Annotated in this window: 21 protein-coding genes; 7 read left to right on the top strand and 14 right to left on the bottom strand. The window is 68.1% G+C overall.

Annotated features, from left to right (window positions below; all coding sequences use genetic code 11):
- Positions 1–31 precede the first annotated feature (31 nt).
- Positions 32–292, top strand: a complete 261-nt coding sequence (locus ACZ5BM_RS05165) for a DUF3072 domain-containing protein (RefSeq protein ID WP_498910307.1) — start codon at positions 32–34, stop codon at positions 290–292.
- Between the two features lie 4 nt (positions 293–296).
- On the opposite strand, the gene metC is transcribed toward ACZ5BM_RS05165, so the two are convergent.
- From metC to ACZ5BM_RS05180, 3 genes are read right to left on the bottom strand one after another with little or no spacing between them, the layout of a single operon-like run.
- A complete protein-coding gene (gene metC, locus ACZ5BM_RS05170) occupies positions 297–1484 on the bottom strand; it encodes a trans-sulfuration enzyme family protein (RefSeq protein WP_498910308.1) in 1188 nt (395 codons plus the stop codon).
- Positions 1481–2353 (bottom strand): sulfurtransferase, encoded by an 873-nt coding sequence (locus tag ACZ5BM_RS05175; protein WP_498910309.1) that lies wholly within the window; start codon positions 2351–2353, stop codon positions 1481–1483. Before ACZ5BM_RS05175 ends, metC begins: the two co-directional genes overlap by 4 nt.
- Positions 2354–2405: 52 nt before the next feature.
- Entirely contained in the window at positions 2406–3284 is an 879-nt protein-coding gene (locus ACZ5BM_RS05180) for a helix-turn-helix domain-containing protein (RefSeq protein WP_498910310.1), read from the bottom strand.
- A gap of 248 nt (positions 3285–3532) precedes the next feature.
- Here ACZ5BM_RS05180 and ACZ5BM_RS05185 point away from each other — a divergent pair, with 248 nt between their 5' ends.
- Together ACZ5BM_RS05185 and ACZ5BM_RS05190 are read left to right on the top strand one after the other, a co-directional pair.
- Positions 3533–4600, top strand: coding sequence for an AI-2E family transporter (locus tag ACZ5BM_RS05185; protein ID WP_498910311.1), 1068 nt, complete (start codon positions 3533–3535; stop codon positions 4598–4600).
- Between the two features lie 32 nt (positions 4601–4632).
- On the top strand, positions 4633–5352 hold the full coding sequence (locus ACZ5BM_RS05190) for an endonuclease/exonuclease/phosphatase family protein (protein ID WP_498910312.1): 720 nt from the start codon (positions 4633–4635) through the stop codon (positions 5350–5352).
- Here the strand turns inward: ACZ5BM_RS05190 and ACZ5BM_RS05195 are convergent.
- Entirely contained in the window at positions 5343–6770 is a 1428-nt protein-coding gene (locus tag ACZ5BM_RS05195) for a phospholipase D-like domain-containing protein (protein ID WP_498910313.1), read from the bottom strand. The genes ACZ5BM_RS05190 and ACZ5BM_RS05195 overlap by 10 nt on opposite strands.
- Before the next feature lie 65 nt (positions 6771–6835).
- Between ACZ5BM_RS05195 and ACZ5BM_RS05200 the strand changes: the two genes are divergently transcribed.
- The 3 genes from ACZ5BM_RS05200 to ACZ5BM_RS05210 are packed head-to-tail and all read left to right on the top strand — an operon-like array spanning position 6836 to position 9842.
- The gene (locus ACZ5BM_RS05200; RefSeq protein ID WP_498910314.1) at positions 6836–7294 is read left to right on the top strand and encodes a YraN family protein; all 459 of its coding nucleotides are present in this window, start codon (positions 6836–6838) and stop codon (positions 7292–7294) included.
- 45 nt (positions 7295–7339) lie between these two features.
- Positions 7340–8644: a DUF1800 domain-containing protein gene (locus ACZ5BM_RS05205; RefSeq protein ID WP_498910315.1), complete on the top strand. Its 1305-nt coding sequence runs from the start codon at positions 7340–7342 to the stop codon at positions 8642–8644.
- A gap of 1 nt (position 8645) precedes the next feature.
- On the top strand, positions 8646–9842 hold the full coding sequence (locus ACZ5BM_RS05210) for a DUF1501 domain-containing protein (protein ID WP_498910316.1): 1197 nt from the start codon (positions 8646–8648) through the stop codon (positions 9840–9842).
- 15 nt (positions 9843–9857) lie between these two features.
- Here the strand turns inward: ACZ5BM_RS05210 and ACZ5BM_RS05215 are convergent, their stop codons facing one another.
- The 10 genes from ACZ5BM_RS05215 to purB all read right to left on the bottom strand — a co-directional run bounded on the left by ACZ5BM_RS05215 (position 9858) and on the right by purB (position 17558).
- The gene (locus ACZ5BM_RS05215; RefSeq protein ID WP_498910317.1) at positions 9858–10178 is read right to left on the bottom strand and encodes a hypothetical protein; all 321 of its coding nucleotides are present in this window, start codon (positions 10176–10178) and stop codon (positions 9858–9860) included.
- 75 nt (positions 10179–10253) lie between these two features.
- On the bottom strand, positions 10254–10586 hold the full coding sequence (grxD, locus tag ACZ5BM_RS05220) for a glutaredoxin family protein (protein ID WP_498910318.1): 333 nt from the start codon (positions 10584–10586) through the stop codon (positions 10254–10256).
- A 28-nt stretch (positions 10587–10614) separates the two neighbouring features.
- Positions 10615–10845: a BolA family protein gene (locus ACZ5BM_RS05225; RefSeq protein ID WP_498910320.1), complete on the bottom strand. Its 231-nt coding sequence runs from the start codon at positions 10843–10845 to the stop codon at positions 10615–10617.
- A gap of 23 nt (positions 10846–10868) precedes the next feature.
- Positions 10869–13076 (bottom strand): phosphoribosylformylglycinamidine synthase subunit PurL, encoded by a 2208-nt coding sequence (gene purL / locus ACZ5BM_RS05230; RefSeq protein ID WP_498910322.1) that lies wholly within the window; start codon positions 13074–13076, stop codon positions 10869–10871.
- The gene (purQ, locus tag ACZ5BM_RS05235; RefSeq protein ID WP_498910324.1) at positions 13073–13741 is read right to left on the bottom strand and encodes a phosphoribosylformylglycinamidine synthase subunit PurQ; all 669 of its coding nucleotides are present in this window, start codon (positions 13739–13741) and stop codon (positions 13073–13075) included. Before purQ ends, purL begins: the two co-directional genes overlap by 4 nt.
- Entirely contained in the window at positions 13738–14121 is a 384-nt protein-coding gene (locus ACZ5BM_RS05240) for a Rap1a family protein (RefSeq protein WP_498910326.1), read from the bottom strand. Before ACZ5BM_RS05240 ends, purQ begins: the two co-directional genes overlap by 4 nt.
- Positions 14118–14360: a phosphoribosylformylglycinamidine synthase subunit PurS gene (gene purS / locus ACZ5BM_RS05245; protein WP_498910327.1), complete on the bottom strand. Its 243-nt coding sequence runs from the start codon at positions 14358–14360 to the stop codon at positions 14118–14120. The genes ACZ5BM_RS05240 and purS overlap by 4 nt, the downstream gene beginning before the upstream one ends.
- A 67-nt stretch (positions 14361–14427) precedes the next feature.
- Positions 14428–15192: a phosphoribosylaminoimidazolesuccinocarboxamide synthase gene (purC, locus tag ACZ5BM_RS05250; RefSeq protein ID WP_422862328.1), complete on the bottom strand. Its 765-nt coding sequence runs from the start codon at positions 15190–15192 to the stop codon at positions 14428–14430.
- 108 nt (positions 15193–15300) lie between these two features.
- Positions 15301–16062, bottom strand: a complete 762-nt coding sequence (locus ACZ5BM_RS05255) for an NRDE family protein (RefSeq protein ID WP_498910329.1) — start codon at positions 16060–16062, stop codon at positions 15301–15303.
- A 143-nt stretch (positions 16063–16205) separates the two neighbouring features.
- Positions 16206–17558 (bottom strand): adenylosuccinate lyase, encoded by a 1353-nt coding sequence (gene purB / locus ACZ5BM_RS05260; RefSeq protein ID WP_498910331.1) that lies wholly within the window; start codon positions 17556–17558, stop codon positions 16206–16208.
- Between the two features lie 82 nt (positions 17559–17640).
- Between purB and ACZ5BM_RS05265 the strand changes: the two genes are divergently transcribed.
- Positions 17641–18285 (top strand): TerC family protein, encoded by a 645-nt coding sequence (locus ACZ5BM_RS05265; protein ID WP_498910334.1) that lies wholly within the window; start codon positions 17641–17643, stop codon positions 18283–18285.
- Positions 18286–18288 lie beyond the last annotated feature (3 nt).

An 18288-nucleotide genomic window follows, 5' to 3' on the forward strand; every position in this document is an offset into this window, starting at 1 on the left:
TTTGACGTTCCGGTGAGCCAGGGAACAAACCATGCACGAAACCGTTCCTGCCGGCATGAGCAACAACCCGAAGACCGACGCCGCGGACGCGCAGGATCTGCCGTCCAACACCGTCAAGAACCCCGACGACTGGACAACCGGCGGCGAAAGCATGACCGGTGCGCAGGCGTCCTATCTGAAGACGCTGTCGGAAGAGGCCGGAGAGCCATTCGACGAAACCCTGAGCAAGGGCGAGGCCTCCAAACGGATCGATGCGCTGCAATCAGCGACCGGCCGCGGCAAGGATCATTGACCCGCTAGAACGAGGCCTCGCGCAACACGGCGAGGCCGCCTTCCAGATCGGCCAGTAAGCTCGGAACCGGTTCCAGCCCGATATGCAGGCGCAGGGCAGGACCGGACTCCGGACGGTTCACCGTACGGGTGATCGTACCCGTGGTCGGAAGAACCAGGCTCTCGTAACCGCCCCAAGAGGCGCCCAGCCCAAATACGCCCAATGCGCCAGCCATGTCCTCCACGGCCGCCGCCGTGTAGCGATCATGGAACACGACGCCGAACAGGCTCGCAGCACCGCTGAAGTCCCGCATGAAATGAAGATGGCCCGGACAGTCGGGCAGCGCGGGATGAAGCACGCGCGCCACCTCTGGGCGCTGTTGCAACCAGTACGCGACCTCCAGCGCCGCGCGGGATTGCTGTTCCAGCCGGATTCCCATGGTCCGAAGCCCGCGCAACACCAGCCAGCAATCGTCCGGCGACGCGAACTGTCCCATCTGCACCACGGAATCGCGCAGCGTCACCCAGTCCGCCTCGTCCGACACCGTGATCGCGCCGACGATCGCATCCGCATGCCCGGCCGGATACTTGGTCAGCGCCTGGATCGACACGTCCACGCCATGCCGGAACGGCTGAAACACATGGATGCCCCAGGTATTGTCCAGCATCAGCTTGGCGCCGTGCTCGTGGGCCACGCGCGCCAGCATCGGCACGTCCTGCACCTCGAAACTGTGGCTGCCGGGACTTTCCGCGAAAACCACCTGCGTGGCCGGGCGCATCAACGCATACAGCGAGGCCTCGTCGATCAGCGGGTCGTAATAGGTCGTTTCCACACCCAGGCGACGCAGCATCGTGTCGCAGAACCGGCGGGTCGGACCGTAGACGCTGTCGGGGATCAGGCAATGACCACCCGCTCCCAGGAAAGACAGCAACGCCGTGGTGCAGGCCGCCAGACCGGACGACACGACCTGGGTATGCGCCCCGCCCTCGATCCCGGCGATCGCCTCTTCCAGCAAGGCCTGGGTCGGCCCGCCCATGGCGCCGTAGATGAGCTGGTGCTCGTAGCGCTGCGCCGAACGCGCGCGCATCGCATCCATGCTGTCATAGAGAACGGTGGAACCGCGCGACACGCCGGGACTGACGAAATGCGGCTCGCCGTGGGCATGCCCACGACCAATCTGCACCAGCTTGCCGTTCAGCTCGCTCCAGCTCATCTGCCGGCGCCCACGGCACGCGGCGCGGGCGACTGGGCCCATTCCGTCCATGAACCGTCATACAGCGCGCCATGCCCGAACCCGGCCCGGACCAGCGCCAGAGTGAGCACGGAAGCCGTCAGGCCGGACCCGCAACTCGTCACCACGCGGTCCCCCTCCGTCACGCCGGCGGCGGCGAAGCGCGCACGCAAGACCTCCACCGGCTTCAGATGCGTTCCATCCATCAACTCCCCGAACGGCAGGCTGCTCGCGCCGGGAACATGCCCGCCGGGCAGGCCGGCACGCGGCTCGGGCACCTCGGCGGTGAAACGGCCGGCGCTGCGCGCATCCAGAAGACGCGGTGCGCTCTCGTCTCCAGCCGCCGCCTGTTGCGACCAGAGCAACATGTCGCCGAGCCCCGCCAAACGGCCTGCACGAAACCGCGCGGTGAAGCGGCCGGGTCCGACAGGGTCCGGCTCCCCGCTCTCCGTCGGCCGGTTCTCGGCGCGCCATGCCGGCAGGCCGCCATCCAAAACGCGCACGCGGTCGTGCCCGAACAGCCCCGCCAGCCACCAGCCCCGCGCCGCGGACGCGAGGCCGGTCTGATCGTAGAACACGATCTCGCTCTCGTCGCCGGCGCCGAGCGCCGCGAACAGGCGCGCGAAACGCCCCTGGCTCGGAACCATGTGCGGCAGACTCGTATCAGGATCGGAGAACTGCTCGATGTCGAACCGGCGCGCACCCGGGATGTGCGTCGCGCGGAATTCCGCCTCGGGATCGAAATTCTGACCGGGCAGCAAAGCCGTGGCGTCCAGGATCACGAGACGCTCGCGCGTTTCGGCATCCGCGATCAGCGCAGCCAGGGCTTCGGTGGAAACAAGCGGACCCATTCGATCTCCCCGCCATCCAGCCGAACGGCCGGACGGAAGCGGTCATCCTATTTCACCGGCCGGCATACTCCGCAAGCAGGGCACGAAGCTTCTGCGCCGCCGCTGCCCCTTTCAGGGATTCGCGCCAGCTCGCTTCCGCCACTTTCTGATGCGCCGCCACCGCCTCCGGCGCGCTGGTCACCATGGCGATGCCGCCCGGCTCGTCGAAGCGCGTGTCGCAGGCGAACGGATTGATCGCCAGGGTCGCGCGGTCGCGCTGGCGCATGACGAAGCAGGTGGGCGGCACGGAGACACCGGGCAGCAGGCTGAACTGCAGCCCCATCGGTTCTGTCTCGAGCACGTCGACCACCGCCGCGATCTCGATCCGGGCGACATCGCGACAGCGCGCGCGCGTTTCGGGACGCAAAGGCAGGCCGGGGCACACGCCGTTCTCCAGAACGTGGCGGATCGCCTGTTCCGGCAGGATGGCGATGATGCCGGGACGACGATCGCGATAGGAATGCCGCCGCGCCGCCTGGATCTCCAGCACCTGATCGCACAGCAGCCGGGCCGCTTTCGGGTCCTTGTCCTGCTCGACCAGCTCCAGCATCGCGTCGGTCCGCAAAGCGTCATAGGCCTCGGACGTCACCAGCTGACAGAAGGCAGGGCCCAGCTGGAGGATCTGGTCGGCGCTCTCCTCCACCTGACGGAGGCGCTCGAAGAAACCGATTCCCCGGCTATAATATTCGACACCGATACCAAGAAGAGACAATGGCGATATTTTGAGAAGCTCGGCCAGCCTCTGAACCGTGTCGAGCTTGATCACCTCGCCTTTTTCGTAGCGATACAGGGCCGCGCGAGACACGCCGAGCTTGGCGGCGATCTCGTCCGCACGCATACCGGTTTCAAGCCGGTAGGCGCGCAGTTGCTGTCCGATCTCGTTCAGGCGCATCGGGCTCGGCCCGGTCCCAATTGTCCTCGTTGGCATGATCGTCGCGCCGTTTACGAAATTATAACGTTGTTAATTAGACACACAAGCCCGACTAATGCAAGTCGTCTCAGAAATGATTTTCCATAATTTGGACATCGGCTCCCAATGTATACTGTTGACATGGTTTTGTTCTTGCGCCCGGCCCGTCTGTCGCCGGACGGCATTGCGTGACACCCTGAGCCGGTCGCGGGGTCGGCCGGAGAGGGTGGATGATAGCCGAACGGATCATGATGGGGCTGCTGCTGGGCGGGGTCGCCGCCGGCTGCATCGTCGTGCTGTATCCGTTTTTCTCCGCCCTGCTCCTCGCGGCGATCCTGGTCTTCACCACCTGGCCGTTGTTCACCCGCCTGCGTGCGCACACCAACCGCTTCGTGGCCGCCGTGCTGATGATGGTGCTGGTCGCCCTGCTGGTCGTGCTGCCGATCGGCCTGCTCGCATCCGCAGGCGTCGAGGACGCACCGATGATGCTGTCCGGCCTGTTGCATCTCACCGCCAAGGGACTGCCCACGCCGCCGGGCTGGATCGCCCGCGTCCCCATGGTGGGCCATCAGCTCGACGACACGCTGCAACACTGGTCGGCCGACCTGAACCAGATCGGCGCCACCATGCAGCCCTATATCGGCACCATCGCCAGACGGACCCTGGCCGTGCTGGTGCAGATCGCCAGCGGCCTCCTGCAACTGGTCATCGCCCTGTTCATCGGCTTCTTCTTCTGGATCAGCGGCGATGCCCTCGGCTCCACCATCACCGCGGTGATCGGCCGAATCGCGGGCCCGTCGGCGCCGCGCCTGCTCGCCGTGGTCGGGGGCACCGTGCGCGGCACCGTCTACGGCATCCTCGGCACCGCCATCGTCCAGGGCATCCTCACCGGAGTCGGCCTCGCCATCGCCGGCGTGCCCAGCCCGGTGCTGTTCGGCGGGATCGCCGCCTTCGTGGCCGTTCTGCCGATCGGCGCCCCTCTGGTCTGGGTTCCGGCCGCGATCTGGCTGGCGATGTCGCACCATCTCGGCTGGGGCATCTTCCTGGCCGTGTTCGGCGTGGTGGCAATCTCCGGCGCCGACCACGTCATCCGCCCGATGTTCATCGCCCGCGGGGCGCAGCTTCCCTATCTGCTCACCGTGCTCGGCGTGCTCGGCGGCATTCTCGCCTTCGGGGGACTCGGCATCTTCCTGGGACCGGTGCTGCTCGGGCTGGGCTACACGCTGACGGTCGAGTTCGCAGCCGGTCGGGGCACGGTGACGCGCCCCCGCCCGGATGCGCCGCTCGGCGACGCCTGACGTGCAACGAAGCCGCGCGCCGAACGCTTGAGATGCCGATGCAGCCGATGACCGCCCTCGCCGCCACGCGACGCCCACAACCGCACGCCCCCTCTCCCACCGAACACGCAGGCACCGAACACGCGGGCGCGGCCCGGACCACGGTGATCGTCAGCTGGAACCTGCTGCGCACGGTGGGCGCCTCGGTCGAGGACGTGGCGCGTCTCGTCGCCGCCGAAAAGCCCGACCTCCTGTTGATGCAGGAAGCGACGGTTTCCATCGACAGGCTCGCCGAGCGGATCGGCGGCTTCTACGCGCGCTCGCCCCTTCCCGGCCGGATCCACGGCGTGGCCTGCTGGAGCCCGACCCCGTTCCGCTCGGAACCGCGCGTTCATCCGCTCCAACCCGGCTCGATGTTCCGGCGCGTGTGCCAGGTGATCGAGATGGACGGGTTCAGCGTCGCCAACGTGCATCTGTCGCACGGCCAGATGCTGAACCGGCGCCAGCTGCGCCTGATCTCCACCCTGCTGCCGCCCAACGGCACGATCCTGGGCGATTTCAATCTGGTGGGCCCGGCGATGCTGCCCGGCTTCAAGGATATCGGCCCGCGCGCGCCGACCCACCGCATGGTGGACATGCTGCCAATCCGGCTCGATCGCTGTCTCGCCCGCGGTCTCGACTGCGTGGAGTCACGCGTCCTGCCGCACCAGCCCTCCGACCATCACCCGATCCGGGTGCGGCTCCGACTGCACGGCCGCTCCCCTCACAAATAGGGCAGCATCAGCCGCGCCGCCGAGTCGCGCAGGCGCACGGGAAAGCTGCGGTTGTCACCATGGTGATGGGTGATCCGCTTGTGCTGGTGCGCGCGCATGAAATCGTCGAGCTGGGCGGCCACCCCGTCATCGTAGATCTCGACGTTCAGCTCGAAGTTCAATCGCAGGCTGCGCACGTCGAGATTGGACGATCCGATCAGCGACCAGTGCCGGTCGATCACCATCAATTTGGAATGATTGAAGGGCGGCCGGGCCAGCCAGAGCCTGACGCCGGCCTCCAGCAAGGGCTGGTTGTTGGGTACGCGCGCCCAATCCACCGGTTTCTGGTTGCTTTCCTGCGGCATCACCACGTCGATCTCGATACCGCGCATCGCCGCCATCGCCAGCACGGTCAGCAACCGCTCATCCGGCAGGAAATACGGCGTCATGATCCGCACCGTCTTCGTTGCCGCAGCGATCGCCTGCATCATCGCGAACTCGATCTTCTCCACGTCCGTATCGGGACCGGAGGTGATGACGCGCATGGGAGCACCATCATCCGGTCCCGGCTCCTGTTCCGGAAAGAACAGCGGATCGTCCAGCTCCGTGCCGGTGCAGAACGACCAGTCCTTGGCGAAAGCCTCGCTGAGCTGATGCACCACCGGACCGGTCAGCTCGAAATGGGTATCGGACACCGGGTGCTTCGGCCGGAACCGCAGCACGTTCTCCACCGCGATGTTCATGCCGCCGGTGAACCCGATCCGGCCGTCCACCACCAGGATCTTCTTGTGAGTGCGCAGGTTGATGAACGGCATCCGCCAGGGCAGCAGCGAGTGCATGAAGCGCGCCGTCGGCACTCCGGCCGCCCGCAGACGCGTGGCCGCGCGGCAGCGGAGATAGCCGCTGCCAATCCCGTCCACCATCACACGCACCGCCACGCCGCGCCGGTGCGCCGCGATCAGCGCATCCACGAATAAAGAGCCGATACGATCGTCGTGGAACAGATAGGAGCAGAGCAGCACGCTCGACCGCGACAGGCCGATCGCCTCCAGCATCACCGGATACGCCGCGTCTCCGTCATGGAACACCCGGGTCCGGTTGCCGCCGAGAAGCGGCCGACCGGACAAACGCTGCACCGCTTCGGAGAGCAGGCCATACGTGCCGGTCATCGCGTGATGATCGGCCGACACGACGCGCGGGCTCGACCAGGGGCGCTTGCGGCCGAGGCGCTTGGCCAGACGACGCACCCGGTTCACGCCGAACATGACGTAGAGCAGCCCGCCGGTCAGCGGCACTAGCCACGATAGACCGATCCAGCCGATCGCCGAACCGACATCCCGCTTGGTGCGCAGCACATGCAGCGTCACCAGCACGGAGATCGCGATCCGCAACGGGATCAGCACCAGCTCCGTCGCGTGGTCGAATTCCGAACCGGTCATGCGTTCATGAACGAGAAAGATTTGGCTGGCATGCTGGACACTCTCAGGAAGCGATGGAGCGGGACATGCCGCAGCGTTCGTTCTGCCGCCATATCGACCAACGATCCGGCCTCGTCCGGGTTTCCCCACCCGCCCCGGCGCTGCGAACCGCACACGCCGCAAAGACCTTCTCGCGCGGCATGGGCGCCGAGCAGCGCGCAGCCGATGCGCTTCGGGCGGATGGCTGGGAAATCCTGGCCCGGCGTGCCCGCACCGCGGCGGGAGAGATCGATCTGGTCGCACGCTCCGGCGGCCTGCTGGCCTTCGTGGAGGTGAAGGCGCGCCCGACCCTCGCCGATGCCGCACGCTGCCTCAGCGAGCGCCAGCGAAGGCGGCTCGAAGACGCGGCAGCATTGCTGCTGGCCGAACATCCGGACTGGATGCGCGATGGCATCCGGTTCGACCTGATGCTGGTGGATCAGGCCGGGACCGTGCGGCGGATCCGCGACGCATTCCGCCTGGAAGACGGCTGCCAGAGTTCGTAACGAGCCGATACCGCCGGCAACGCCGATCGCTGGCAGAACCGGCCCATGGCACTCGATGCACTCCACGCCGCGACGCGGTTCGGTTTCGGCCCGGCAGGCGACGGCACGCTTCCCGCGAACCCGGAGGCTTGGCTGACCGGTCAGCTCGGTCCGGCCGATCCGGCACGCTTTCCCCCGACCCTGCCCTCGGTGTCGGACGGGCTGATCCTGCTGGCGGAACAACAGAAGCTGAAGCCGCCGCCGGGCGAGTCCCTGGTGGCGCCGCTATATCGTGCAGACGCCGCCGCGCAACTCGACGCACTGGTGACCACGACGGCCCCGTTCCGCGAGCGCCTGGTGTGGTTCTGGGCCAATCATTTCACCGTCAGCGTCCGACGGGGCGAGCTGCATCCGATCGCCGGCGCCTTCGTGCGCGAAGCGATCCGGCCCTACGTGACCGGACGGTTCGGCGACATGCTGCTGGCGGTGATGCGCCACCCGGCGATGCTGCTGTATCTCGACAATGCCGGTTCGGTCGGTCCGGACAGCCCGGCCGGACAAGGCGGCAAGCACGGCCTGAACGAGAATCTGGCGCGCGAATCGCTGGAACTGCACACGGTCAGCCCCGCCGCGCATTACAGCCAGGCCGACGTGACCGCCTATGCCGCGATCCTCACCGGCTGGTCTGTGGACCGGAAATCGGCCGATCCGGGCTTCGTGTTTCGCGACCGCGCGCATCAGCCGGGCGACAAGCGGGTGATGGGGCGCGTGTTTCCGTCCGGCGAGGCCGGCGGCATCCTGATGCTGGACATGCTGGCGACCCACCCCGCCACCTACCGCCATCTGGCCACCAAGCTCGCGCTGCATTTCGTGTCCGACACCCCGTCCCCGGCGACGATCACCCACCTCACGGAGGCGCTCTCGAGCAGCGGCGGCGATCTGCGCGCGGTGTCGCTGGCGCTGATCTCCACGCCCGAAGCCTGGGTGCCGCGAAGCAAACTGCGCACGCCGCTCGATCTGGTGATCGCCGCGGCACGTCTGGTGGGATTCGGAGACGATCCCGATCCGTCCAGGCACGGACGCCTCGCCGGCATGATGGCGGCGCTCGGCCAACCGGTCTGGACCGCACCGCTGCCGAACGGATGGTCCGACCGCGCCGCCGACTGGTGCGGGCCGGAGGCGATGATGGCGCGCGTCGACTGGAGCTACCGGGTCTCTGCCCATCCGCCGGATGCGGATCCCGTGCAACTGGCCGAGATCGCGCTCGGTCCCGCCCAGGCAGGGCGCACGGTCGACGCCATACGCGGCGCCGGCGACCGCCGCGATGCCCTCACCCTGCTGCTGTCCTCCCCCGGTTTCCAGAGGCGCTGACATGATCCTTTCCCGACGAGCGGCCCTTCTCGGCCTCGGTGCGGCCTGGAGCCTCGGCTCCGCCTCGCTGGCCCTCGCCGATCCCGTGGCCACGCCCGGCGACCGGCGTTTCGTGGTGGTGATGCTGCGTGGCGCGATGGACGGCATGTCCGCCGTGGTGCCTTACGGCGACCGCAATCTGGCGAGCTGGCGCGCCTCTCTGCTGCCCGCCGCCATCGGCCAGACGGACGGCATGCTCGATCTGGGCGGCTTCTTCGGCCTGCATCCGGCGCTGTCCGGGCTGCACGCGCTTTATGCCGCCGGAGACATGCTGCCGGTGCACGCCGTGGCCGGAGGCTATCGCAGCCGTTCGCATTTCGAGGCGCAGGACTACATGGAGAGCGGCGCCGATCATCGGCTGACCAGCGGCTGGCTGAACCGCGTGGTCGGCGCTCTGCCCCGCAACCCCGCGCAACCGGACGGCAACGGTCTTTCCGTCGGTCTGTCCACGCCGCTGATCCTGCGCGGCCCGGCTCTGGTCGGCGCCTATGCCCCTGAAGCAACGCAAGTCCCCTCACCCGACCTCTACAGCCGCATCGCCGCCCTGAACGCGAGCGACCCGCTCACCGGACCGGCGATCGCGCATGGTCTCGACGCCAAGGATTTCGCCGCCGGGACGTTGTCGCCGGGCGGAGCGGCCGCGAAGGGCGGACGCAACGGCTTCCCCGCGCTGGCCGAGGCGGCCGGACATCTGCTGGCCAGTGCGGACGGGCCGCGGATCGCGGCGCTCGAGATCGGCGGCTGGGACACGCATGCCGGTCAGAAGCAGCGTCTGGGCGGTCCGCTGCGCCAGCTCGATGCCGGACTGACCGCGCTGCGCGCCAGTCTCGGCCCTGCCTGGCGCAACACGGCCGTACTGGTGATGACGGAGTTCGGACGCACCGTGCGGGTGAACGGCACTGGCGGCACCGATCACGGCACCGCGACAGTGGCGTTCCTGCTCGGCGGTGCCGTGGCGGGCGGACGGGTCGGGGGCGTTTGGCCCGGCCTGTCTCAGGCAGCCCTGTTCGAGAATCGCGATCTGGCGCCGACCACCGATGTGCGGGCGCTGGCCAAGGGCGTGCTGCACGCGCATCTCGGCCTGAGACCGGATCAGCTGGAAACGGTGTTTCCCGGCAGCCGCGGCGTCAGCCCGATGGGCGGGCTGATCCGCGCCTGATCGACGCGCTGAGGATCAGCCGCGACGGCCCTTGCCGTGATGGGCGCCGCTCTTCCCGGCCGGCGCATGGGCGGCGTGCCGGAAGGAAACGGTATGCACCGCACTGCGCGAACCCATGCGAACGCGCGCGGCGGCCGGCAGATACACCGAACGACGGCTGAGCGCCCGGTAGGACACGCGGTGCACCGCCGGAGCCGGCGTGGCAGTCAGCGCGTCCAGTGTCAGCTTGCCCGCCTCGTCGTCGGTGACGACGTGCTGGGCGAAGGCAGGCGTCGCGACGCCTCCGGCCAGGGCAAAGAAGAGAAGGCTCCTGGCGGCGACGGCGCGGAAGGACACGTTCGTGCTCCGTGGTTCAATCGATCACGGAAACTCGATACGCGATTCAGACCCGCGCCGTAAAGCCTTGATTGTTCAGGCGGCAGCCTTGATGCCCTTCTCGGCGAGCAGCGTCTCCAGCTCGCCGGACTGGTACATTTCGGTGACGATATCGCAACCGCCGACCATCTCGCCCTTCACGTAGAGCTGCGGAATGGTGGGCCAGTTCGAGAACGCCTTGATGCCTTCGCGCAGCTCGGGGTCTTCCAGCACGTTTGCGGTCTGGAACGGCACCTGAAGGTGCGACAGGATCTGCACCACCCGCGCGGAGAAGCCGCATTGCGGGAACAACGCGTTGCCCTTCATGAAGAGCATCACCGGGTTGGCGTCGATCTCGGCCTGGATACGCTGGAAGACGGTCTCGGACATGGACAAAACTCCTGGAAGCGCGGCCGGATCAGGGCGCGCTGGTCTGGATCGCCAAAGCATGCAGCGCCCCGCCCATATGGCCGGACAGGGCGGCATAGACGAGCTGATGCTGCTGCACGCGCGAGCGGCCGCGGAACGCCTCGCTCACCACCGTGCAGGCATAATGGTCGCCGTCGCCGGCGAGATCCTCGATCGTCACCGCGGCGTCCGGCAGGGAGGCACGGATCAGGCGTTCGATCTCGCTAGCGGCCATCGGCATCGTGAAGGCACTCCGAAGGGGGATCAGCGATCCATCAGCGCGGGGAAGAACGCATGGTGCGTGGTCCGCAGTCTGGCCAGCGATATTGTGGCGCCGCTGGGCAAAGTCAAACCGTCGCCGCCCGTTTCGCCGAGCAGCCGCGCCTCGATCCCCGCGCGACGCGCGCGCTCGATCAGCGCATCCGCATCCGCCACGCAGAGCAGATACCGGCCCTGATCCTCGCCGAACCAGTACGCATGCGGGCTGATGCCCGATTGCGGCACGTCGAGACGGATGCCGACCCCGCCGGCCATGGCCATCTCGGCGATACCGACCAGCAGACCGCCGTCGGACAGGTCGTGGCAGGCAGACACGCTGCCGCCCAGGATCTCTTCGCGCACGAAGTCGCCCGTGCGTCGCTCCGCGGCCAGATCGAGCGGCGGCGGCGCCCCCTCCTCGCGTCCATGGATCTCGCGCAGCCAGAGCGACTGGCCGAGCGCACCTTCGGTCTTGCCCAGCAGAACCAGGAACTGGTCCGGGCGCAGGGAAATGCCGATCGCCTGGGACGCGTTCTCCAGAACGCCGAGACCACCGATCGCCGGGGTAGGCAGAATGGAAACGGTGGAGCCGTCCGGCGCGCGGGTCTCGTTGTAGAGCGACACGTTGCCGCTCACGACCGGGAAATCGAGCGCGCGGCAGGCCTCCCCCATGCCGGTGATGGCATCGGCGAACTGGCCCATCACCTCCGGCTTCTCCGGATTGCCGAAATTGAGGTTGTCGGTGATCGCCAGCGGACGCGCGCCCACGGCAGTCAGGTTGCGCCACGCTTCCACCACCGCCTGCGCGCCGCCCAGCCTGGCGTCGGCCGCGACATAGCGCGGCGTGCAATCCGTGGTCAGCGCCAGACCGAGTTCGGTGGTCTCCACCTTCACCACGGCGGCATCGGCGGCGCCCGGGCGGCGCACGGTCAGACCGCCCACGGTGCTGTCGTACTGGTTCCACACCCAGGCGCGCGATGCGACGTCCGGGCAGCCGATCAGCGTGACGAGCGCCTGCTCGATCCCGACCGGATCGTGCACGGCGCCGAGCGGAGCCGGAGCCGGCCTGGGCGCGGTCGGGCGGCGATAGAGCGGCGCCTCGTCGGCCAGCGGCGCCAGCGGAATATCCGCCTCGACCCGGCCCTGGTGGCGCACCACGATGCGGCCGGTATCGGTCAGATGGCCGATCACCGCGAAATCGAGCTCCCACTTGTCGAAGATCGCCCGCGCCTGCTCGGTCCGGTCCGGCCGGATCACGATCAGCATGCGCTCCTGCGACTCCGAGAGCATCATCTCGTAGGCGGTCATGCCCCGTTCGCGCTGCGGCACGCTGTCGAGATCGAGATCAATGCCGACGCCGCCCTTGCCCGCCATCTCCACGGAGGACGAGGTGAGGCCGGCGGCGCCCATGTCCTGGATCGCGACGATGGCGTCGGTCGCCATCAGCTCCAGACAGGCTTCGATCAGCAGCTTCTCGACGAAGGGATCGCCGACCTGCACGGTCGGGCGCTTCGCCTGCGCGTCCTCGTCGAACTCGGCCGACGCCATGGTGGCGCCATGGATGCCGTCGCGCCCGGTCTTGGAGCCGACATACACCACCGGATTGCCGACGCCGGCGGCGGCGCTCAGGAAGATCCGGTCCTGCCGCGCCACGCCCACGGTCATGGCGTTGACCAGCGGGTTGCCGTCATAGGACGGGTGGAAATTGATCTCGCCGCCCACGGTCGGCACGCCGACGCAGTTGCCGTAGCCGCCCACGCCGCGCACCACGCCGTCGACGATGCGGCGGGTGTTGGGGTTCTCCGGGCTGCCGAAGCGCAGCGCGTTCAGATTGGCGACAGGACGCGCGCCCATGGTGAACACGTCGCGCAGGATGCCGCCGACGCCGGTCGCGGCACCCTGGTAGGGTTCGATGAAGCTCGGATGGTTGTGGGATTCCATCTTGAAGATGGCGGCCAGACCCTGGCCGATATCCACCACGCCCGCATTCTCGCCGGGGCCGTGGATCACCCAGGGCGCCGTGGTCGGCAGGGTCTTCAGCCACACGCGGCTCGACTTGTAGGAGCAGTGCTCCGACCACATCACGGAAAAGATGCCGAGCTCGGTGAAGCTCGGCGTCCGGCCCATGATGTTCAGCAGCGTGCCGTATTCGTCGGCGGTCAGACCGAACTCGCGCGCCAGCGCCTGATCGACGGTGCGGTTATGCGTGGTCACTGTTTGAAGCTCTCCACCAGCCCGTCGAACAACGGCTTGCCGTCGGTGCCGCCCATCAGCGGGTCCACCAGATCCTCGGGATGCGGCATCAGCCCGCACACGCGCAGATTGGCGCTGAACACGCCGGCGATCGCCCGCGCGCTGCCGTTATGATTCTCGCCCTCGTAGCGGAACGCGACGCGACCCTCGCCCTCGATCCGGTCGAGCGTGTCGGCATCGGCGGCGTAGTTGCCGTCGCCATGCGCCATGGGGGCGCGGAACACCTCGCCCGCCTGCCAGTTGCGGGTGAACGCCGTGTCGGCCCGCTCCACGCGCAGGCGGCAATCCTGCGACAGGAAGCGCATCCCGGCATTGCGCAGCAGCGCGCCGGGCAGAAGCTGCGCTTCTGTCAGGATCTGGAAGCCGTTGCAGACGCCGAGGATGTAGCCGCCGCGAGCGGCGAATTCGCGCACCGGGCCCATGATCGGCGCGTGCGCGGCCATGGCGCCGGAGCGGAGATAGTCGCCATGGCTGAAGCCGCCCGGCAGCACCACCAGATCCAGCTCCGGCAGCGTGTCCTGGCGATGCCACAGCATCACCGGCTCGCGTCCGGACGCGTTGCGCAGCGCGATCGCCATATCGCGCTCCCGGTTCGTGCCCGGGAAGACGACGATGCCCGCTCTCACGGCTTGGACGCGCCGCCGCCGCAGGGGAACGCCGCCTTGAACGCATCGTAGGTCACCGGACCGACATCGTTGCTCAGGCGGTCCGGATGCTTGCTCAGATAGCCCAGCAGCACGCCGCGCATCTGCTGCGCGGTGGTCGGGCCGGGAATGCAGACGTCGCGGGCGACATTGGGGCCGGCAGCGGTTTCCACCAGCGTGATGGCGTCGCTAACGCCGCTCACATAGGCGTCGCACACCTTCACGGTTTGCGGCGACTGGCAGAAACGCTGCAGCGCGCCGGCCGGCAGGTGCGACAAGCGCCCCCCCTGGGCTTCGGCGAACGCGGCGCCGCTCATGCCGAATGTCGCGACGGCGGCGAGGATCAGACCGAGCCTGTTCATGCCAGAACCTCCGTTTCGAAGCTCTCGATCACCAGATTGGCCAGAAGCTGGCGGCCCATCTCGTCGGCCTGCGCCTTGGCACGGGCGGCATCGGTCTCGTCCAGCTCCAGCTCGATCACGCGCCCGGCACGGACCTCGCCCACATTCGCGAAGCCGAGCGTATGCAGCGCATGGCCGATCGCCTTGCCCGGCGGGTCCAGCACGCCGTCCTTGAGCATGACCGTCACCCGAACCTTCATTGCATGCCCCTCATCGTCGAAAGAAGGTCGGTCATTGCATGACCGTCAGTGGTCGGAAGACGGTCGGTCATTGCATGACCTCCGGGCCCTTCATGTCGCTGTTGCCCGCTTCGGGCAGGATGCCGAGGCGGCGCGCGACCTCCTGATACGCTTCCTCGACCCGCCCCATGTCGCGCCGGAAGCGGTCCTTGTCCATCTTCTCGGAGGTCTTGGCGTCCCAGAGACGGCAGTTATCCGGGCTGATCTCGTCGGCGAGCACGAGGCGCATATCCTCGTTCTCCCAGAGCCGGCCGAACTCCAGCTTGAAGTCCACCAGCGTGATGCCCACGCCCAGGAACAGGCCGGTGAGGAAATCGTTGATCCGCAGCGCCAGGGCGACGATGTCGTCCATGTCGGCGGTGGAAGCCCAGCCGAACGCGGTGATGTGCTCCTCGGCCACCATCGGATCGTTCAGGCTGTCGTTCTTGTAGTAGTATTCCAGGATCGAACGCGGCAGGCGGGTGCCTTCCGGGATGCCCAGACGCTTGCTCAGCGAGCCGGCAGCCACGTTGCGCACCACGACCTCGAGCGGAATGATCTCCACTTCGCGGATCAGCTGCTCGCGCATGTTGAGACGACGCACGAAATGGGTCGGCACGCCGATCTCGTGCAGGCGCAGCATCAGATGCTCGCTGATGCGGTTGTTCAGCACGCCCTTGCCGGTGATGATGCCCTTCTTGGCGCCGTTGCCGGCAGTGGCATCGTCCTTGAAATACTGCACGAGCGTCCCGGGCTCGGGGCCCTCGAACAGGATCTTCGCTTTACCTTCGTAGAGCTGGCGGCGGCGGGCCATGGCGGTCCTTCTTTGCGCTTCGCGAACGCCGATCTGATGGCGCGGGCGCGGTATAGCAGCCGGGAACCCGGCCGGATACAGGCGGGACCCGGCCGGATGAATCGCCGGTCAGGCGGCGTCGATGCCTGCGGACGGCACCAGCGCCTCGATCTCCACCGGCGCGAACGGCGTCTTGTCCGGCGCACCGGCGGCGAAGAACCAGCTCGGCGCCGCATCGCGACTGGCCGGAAGCCCGACCAGGGACGCGTTGGTGGTGCCGAAACCGGAGCGCGGCGGGATGTTCATCTCGCTGCCGGCCGGCAGGGAGCGGTCGCTCAGCAACGTGCTCCAGGACGTCCAGTCCGGCGGAACCGGCGTGGGCGCCGCCTGGAAGCGCGGCAGGTGGCGGGCGATGCGCGGAATGGTCATGTCGTCCGGCGCGCCGGTGGCGATCATGTGCAGGCCGGGCTCCAGCTCCGTGATCTCGGCATGGCCGTAGCCGAGCCCGCACAGGAAGAAGGCGCGATCGCGATCGCCGATGATCATGTTGTAGGAGCGATATCGGCCGGCATCGAGCGCGGAAACGGCCCGCGCTCCCTCCTCCGCCGTGGCTTCGTCGCTGGCGATGAACGGCAGCATGCCGCGCGACAGCTTGCCGGGCGCAGGCCCCAGACTGCCGACACGGTTCAGCACCGCCGCGACCACGCCGCTCTGGCCGATCGCGAGCCAGGTGCCGCCGCCGGGAACGTCGCGCGGACCGATGGTGCCCAGGCGATCGGCCCAGTGCCGGGCCGGCTGCTCCCAGGGGCGGTCCAGCCGCTCGTCACGGTTGGCGGCGATCAGAAGCGGCCAGGGTTCACCTGGGGTGATGGAAACAACGACGGTGCACACGTTCCACGAAATCCGTATCTCGCCCCGTCCTATGGGCCGACTGCGACCATGCCGCAATGCGGCAAAGGCGGCTGAGCGTCAATGGCGAGGTTGGGAGGGTTCCGCCATTCACGCGAGAATGGCGGAAACGACGTTCCATTCGCTCAGGGCGCGGCCGGGCCCGGCTCGCCGAACACGCGGCGATAGGAACTATCCAGCGCAGCCAGATGCCGCATGGAATCCATCGCCTGGTCCAGCGAAGCGGCCGACACCTTGGCGGCGACCTCGGGGTCGGCGCTCAGGTTCTCGCGGAAGGAGCGGCCATCGGCATCGGCCAGCTTGGTCCAGGTCGCCATCGCGTTGCGCTGCACAATCCGGTAGGCGTCCTCGCGCGAGATGCCGGAACGGGCCAGCTCCAGCAGCACCTCGCCCGAATGCACGACGCCGCCCAGGCTTTCCAGATTGGCCAGCATCCGCTCCGGGTAGATCACCAGCTTTTCCATCATGCCGGCGAGGCGCGCGAGCGCGAAGTCGAGGCCGATGGTGGCGTCCGGACCGATATTGCGCTCCACCGAGGAGTGGCTGATGTCGCGCTCGTGCCACAGCGCCACGTTCTCCAGCGCCGGCACCGCATGCGAGCGCACCAGACGCGCGAGACCGGTCAGGTTCTCCGACAGCACCGGGTTGCGCTTGTGCGGCATCGCCGACGAGCCCTTCTGGCCGGGATGGAAGAACTCCTCCGCTTCCCGCACCTCGGAGCGCTGCAGATGGCGAACCTCCACCGCCAGACGCTCCACCCCCGACGCGATCACGGCGAGCGTGCAGAAGAAGGCGGCGTGGCGATCGCGCGGGATCACCTGGGTCGAGACCGGCTCGGGCTGGAGCCCGAGGCGCTCGGCCACGAACTCCTCCACCCGCGGGTCCACATGGGCGAACGTGCCGACCGCGCCGGAAATGGCGCAGGTGGCGATCTCGGCGCGGGCCTGCACCAGACGGGTACGGTTGCGGTCGAACTCGGCATAATGGCCGGCGAGCTTGAGCCCGAACGAGGTCGGCTCGGCATGGATCGCGTGCGACCGGCCGATCGTGAGGGTATATTTGTGCTCGAAGGCCCGGCGCTTCAGCGCGGCCAGAACGTCGTCCAGATCGGCCAGCAACAGATCGGCGGCCTGGGTGAGCTGCACCGCGAAACAGGTGTCGAGCACGTCGGACGACGTCATGCCCAGATGCACGAAGCGGCTGTCGGGGCCGATCTTCTCGGCCAGCCAGGTCAGGAAGGCGATCACATCGTGGCGTGTTTCCGCCTCGATCGCGTCGATCCGGGCCAGATCGGCGTCGGAGAAGGCGGCCATGGCGGCATCGCCGTTGCGCCGGATCGCGGCGGCGGACTCGGCCGGAACGTCGCCGAACCGGGCCATCGCTTCCGTGGCCAGCGCCTCGATCTCGAACCAGATGCGATAGCGATTGGCCGGGGCCCAGATCGCTTCCATGGCCGGTCGTGTATAGCGTGGAACCATCGGAACCCCCGTCTCGCGCGTTTCTGCGCGCCTTTGAGCACAAAAGCCGCCGCCGCGCAGGGGGCGCATTCGAGGAGCGACCATGTCCAGCCTGCATCACCTGCTGCCGCAACTGCTCGCTCTGCTTCAGGTGCTGCTGATCGACCTGACCCTGGCCGGCGACAACGCGGTGGTGGTCGGGTTGGCGGTGCAGGGACTGCCGGCACGCGAAAAGCGCCTGGCGATCCTGTTCGGCATCGTCGCCGCGACGGTGATCCGGATCGCTCTCGCCACCGTGGCGCTCCAGTTGCTGGAGATCATCGGCCTGATGCTGGCCGGCGGGCTGCTGCTGCTCTGGGTCTGCTGGCGCATGCTGCGCGAGCTGCGTCATCGCGACCGCGTGGCGTCCGGCGACGCCGTGCCGGTGGATCATTCCGGTCCCTCCATGCTGCGTCGTGCCATCGTGCGGATCGTTCTGGCCGACCTGTCCATGAGCCTGGACAACGTTCTGGCCGTGGCCGGCGCGGCGCAGCAGCATCTCTGGGTGATGGTCGCGGGCCTCGTGATCTCCGTGGTGCTGATGGGCGCCGCCGCGTCGCTGGTGGCGCGCCTGCTGGAGCGCTACCGCTGGATCGCCTGGGTCGGGCTGCTGATCGTCACCGTGGTGGCGGTGGAGCTGATCGTGAAGGGCGGGCGGGAGGTGTATCACCACCTTCCGGCGCATGCCGCCGCGACGACGGCGGGATGACGC

The organism is Lichenicola sp. GTC18331, assembly GCF_055386855.1.

What these genes read in the sequence shown, in the direction of transcription:
- ACZ5BM_RS05165 (WP_498910307.1), top strand. Translation starts at nt 32, where the DNA reads ATGCACGAAACCGTTCCTGCCGGCATGAGCAACAACCCGAAGACCGAC.
- metC (WP_498910308.1), bottom strand. Translation starts at nt 1,484, where the DNA reads ATGAGCTGGAGCGAGCTGAACGGCAAGCTGGTGCAGATTGGTCGTGGG.
- ACZ5BM_RS05175 (WP_498910309.1), bottom strand. Translation starts at nt 2,353, where the DNA reads ATGGGTCCGCTTGTTTCCACCGAAGCCCTGGCTGCGCTGATCGCGGAT.
- ACZ5BM_RS05180 (WP_498910310.1), bottom strand. Translation starts at nt 3,284, where the DNA reads ATGCGCCTGAACGAGATCGGACAGCAACTGCGCGCCTACCGGCTTGAA.
- ACZ5BM_RS05185 (WP_498910311.1), top strand. Translation starts at nt 3,533, where the DNA reads ATGATAGCCGAACGGATCATGATGGGGCTGCTGCTGGGCGGGGTCGCC.
- ACZ5BM_RS05190 (WP_498910312.1), top strand. Translation starts at nt 4,633, where the DNA reads ATGCCGATGCAGCCGATGACCGCCCTCGCCGCCACGCGACGCCCACAA.
- ACZ5BM_RS05195 (WP_498910313.1), bottom strand. Translation starts at nt 6,770, where the DNA reads ATGACCGGTTCGGAATTCGACCACGCGACGGAGCTGGTGCTGATCCCG.
- ACZ5BM_RS05200 (WP_498910314.1), top strand. Translation starts at nt 6,836, where the DNA reads ATGCCGCAGCGTTCGTTCTGCCGCCATATCGACCAACGATCCGGCCTC.
- ACZ5BM_RS05205 (WP_498910315.1), top strand. Translation starts at nt 7,340, where the DNA reads ATGGCACTCGATGCACTCCACGCCGCGACGCGGTTCGGTTTCGGCCCG.
- ACZ5BM_RS05210 (WP_498910316.1), top strand. Translation starts at nt 8,646, where the DNA reads ATGATCCTTTCCCGACGAGCGGCCCTTCTCGGCCTCGGTGCGGCCTGG.
- grxD (WP_498910318.1), bottom strand. Translation starts at nt 10,586, where the DNA reads ATGTCCGAGACCGTCTTCCAGCGTATCCAGGCCGAGATCGACGCCAAC.
- ACZ5BM_RS05225 (WP_498910320.1), bottom strand. Translation starts at nt 10,845, where the DNA reads ATGCCGATGGCCGCTAGCGAGATCGAACGCCTGATCCGTGCCTCCCTG.
- ACZ5BM_RS05240 (WP_498910326.1), bottom strand. Translation starts at nt 14,121, where the DNA reads ATGAACAGGCTCGGTCTGATCCTCGCCGCCGTCGCGACATTCGGCATG.
- purS (WP_498910327.1), bottom strand. Translation starts at nt 14,360, where the DNA reads ATGAAGGTTCGGGTGACGGTCATGCTCAAGGACGGCGTGCTGGACCCG.
- purC (WP_422862328.1), bottom strand. Translation starts at nt 15,192, where the DNA reads ATGGCCCGCCGCCGCCAGCTCTACGAAGGTAAAGCGAAGATCCTGTTC.
- purB (WP_498910331.1), bottom strand. Translation starts at nt 17,558, where the DNA reads ATGGTTCCACGCTATACACGACCGGCCATGGAAGCGATCTGGGCCCCG.
- ACZ5BM_RS05265 (WP_498910334.1), top strand. Translation starts at nt 17,641, where the DNA reads ATGTCCAGCCTGCATCACCTGCTGCCGCAACTGCTCGCTCTGCTTCAG.